2 protein-coding genes are annotated in these 2,663 nt (G+C 31.5%); both read left to right on the top strand.

Annotated features, from left to right (window positions below; all coding sequences use genetic code 11):
• The first annotated feature begins 238 nt into the window (after positions 1-238).
• Entirely contained in the window at positions 239-1,048 is an 810-nt protein-coding gene (proB, locus tag ACI3VO_RS13710) for a glutamate 5-kinase (protein ID WP_439758456.1), read from the top strand.
• Positions 1,049-1,060: 12 nt separating this feature from the next.
• Complete coding sequence (locus ACI3VO_RS13705; RefSeq protein ID WP_439758455.1) at positions 1,061-2,299, top strand: glutamate-5-semialdehyde dehydrogenase; 1,239 nt, start codon at positions 1,061-1,063, stop codon at positions 2,297-2,299.
• Positions 2,300-2,663 lie beyond the last annotated feature (364 nt).

Below are 2,663 nucleotides of genomic sequence, written 5' to 3'. Positions count from 1 at the left end.
CTTTGATAGTGACATAGCCAAACTTTCTATTTGTCTAAGTAAGTAATCTTGCTTAAGCATTTTATCATCTCCTCGATTATATTTTGATATAAATATTATACACTATAAGTTAAAGATAAGTTAAAAAAATTAATAATGAACAATTATTTAAAAAATAATAATAAAATATGTGTTATAATAAATATTAATATTTTCAAAAATATATTATGAATAGAAACACAGTAAGGAGATTTAAGAAATGGGCTTTCGAGAAAATGTAAAAAATGCAAAAAGAATCGTAGTAAAGGTAGGGACATCGACTTTAACTTACGAAAATGGACAAATTAACTTAGGCAGAATTGAGAAATTAACAAGAGTTTTATCTGATGTAGTAAACTCAGGAAAAGAAGTAACTTTAGTGACATCTGGAGCAGTAGGTGTTGGAGTTGGTAAATTGAAATTGAAAGAAAAGCCCACAAATATTAGAGAAATACAAGCATTAGCATCAATTGGACAATGTGAATTAATGCACATATACAGTAAGTTTTTTGGAGAATATTCTCATATAGTAGGTCAAGTACTTTTGACTAGAGACGTAATAGAAGACGAACATATTAAAGAAAATGTATGTAATACTTTTGAACTTTTATTGAACAAGGGAATTATCCCTATAGTAAATGAAAATGACACAGTTTCAATAGATGAGCTAGAAAATATAGCGAAATTTGGTGATAATGACAACTTATCAGCTATAGTTTCTGTACTTATAAATGCAGATGTATTGATTATATTATCTGATATAGACGGTTTTTACGATAGCAATCCAAAGGAAAATGAAGATGCACAATTAATAAAACAAATTGACGAGATTACTGAGGAAATAGAAGCCTGTGCAGGTGGCGCAGGTTCAAGCTTGGGAACTGGCGGTATGGCGACTAAGGTATCTGCAGCTCAAAAGGCTACTAAAGCAGGTGTCAATTTAGTTTTGGCAAATGGAGAGGATCCAGCGATTATTTCTGAAATATTATCAGGGGAAGAAATAGGAACTTTATTTACTGCGAAAAAATAGGAGGTAGGATTTATGTTAATTTCAATGGGAAAAAAAGCAAAAGAAGCTGCTTATGAATTAGGAATAGCTTCAACTGCACAAAAGGATCAGGCTTTAACTTTTATGGCAGAGGAGCTAATAAATGCGAAGGAAGAAATAATAAAAGCAAATGAAATAGATAGACAAAATGCTATCGAAAAGGGAATATCTGATGCTTTACTTGATAGATTATCACTTGATGAAGGCAGAATAGAAGGTATGGCAAATGCTCTTTTAGATATAGTAAAATTAAAAGATCCAGTAGGTGAAGTAGTAAATATGTGGCAAATACCTAATGGACTTCAAATAGGACAAAAGAGAGTTCCAATGGGAGTTTTAGGAATAATATACGAATCAAGACCTAATGTAACAAGTGATGCTGCTGGACTTTGCTTAAAATCAGGAAATGCAGTTATACTAAAGGGCGCAAGTGATGCTATAAACTCTAATAAGGCTGTAGCAAAGGCTTTAGTTAAAGGGATAAAGAGAAGTGGATTACCAGAAGCTTGCGTACAATTAGTTGAAGATACTTCTAGAGAAACTGCCACTCAAATGATGAGACTTAACGATTATATAGACGTTTTAATTCCAAGAGGTGGAGCAGGACTTATAAAAGCAGTTGTGCAAAATGCCACAGTTCCAGTAATCGAAACAGGAACAGGAAACTGTCATATTTATGTAGATGAAAGTGCTGATTTCGAGATGGCAAAGGCTATAGTTTTAAATGCAAAGGTTCAAAGACCAGGAGTTTGCAACGCTGCAGAAAAATTATTAGTTCACGAAGCAATAGCAGATGAATTCGTTCCAATGATAGTTAAAGAATTAAGAGATAAAGGCGTTGATGTAAGAGGATGCGAAAAAACTCAAGCTATAGTAAACGATGTAAAAGTAATCGATGAACCAGAATGGGGAGTTGAATATCTAGATCTTATAATAGCTGTAAAAGTAGTAAAAGATGTCGACGAAGCTATAAAACACATAAATAAATACAATACAGGACACTCTGAGTCTATAGTTACTGAAAGCTATAGAAACAGCCAAAAATTCCTACAAAGAGTAGATGCAGCTGCTGTATATGTAAATGCTTCTACAAGATTTACTGATGGTGGAGAATTTGGATTTGGTGGAGAAATAGGTATAAGTACTCAAAAGCTTCATGCTAGAGGACCTATGGGACTTAAAGAGCTTACAACTACTAAATATATTATATTTGGCGATGGTCAAATAAGATAATTTGATTGTTTATAAAAATCAATAGATCAAAAATAGGGTGACAGTTGATGTTGCTCTATTTTCTTATTTATAAGGAATTGTAAATATACTCAACTTAGAACCATTATGAATATGTTTAATGATTTTGTGAGATTATGTATGAAATAAATTTTGTTGGGACATAATATAATCAAGAATTTACATGAAAGTAAAAAAATTCGAGATTATGTATTTTTATTATAAATTACCTAAATCAGGAAGAGGTGTATTATGTTTCGACAAGAACATTCAAGTATGTTTAGTTCTAAAAAAGTTAGATCAATGGTAAACAATTTAAATATAGATGAAATGAGTTCTTTAATAGCGTTAGCTCAAGTAAAATTAA

This window comes from Intestinibacter sp. (assembly GCF_051866655.1).
Taxonomy (GTDB): domain Bacteria; phylum Bacillota; class Clostridia; order Peptostreptococcales; family Peptostreptococcaceae; genus Intestinibacter.
Note: the sequence above shows the minus strand (reverse complement) of the source record. Positions and strands in the feature narration are given on the sequence as shown.

Coding starts and splice junctions, on each gene's coding strand:
- proB (WP_439758456.1), top strand. CDS start 239: ATGGGCTTTCGAGAAAATGTAAAAAATGCAAAAAGAATCGTAGTAAAG.
- ACI3VO_RS13705 (WP_439758455.1), top strand. CDS start 1,061: ATGTTAATTTCAATGGGAAAAAAAGCAAAAGAAGCTGCTTATGAATTA.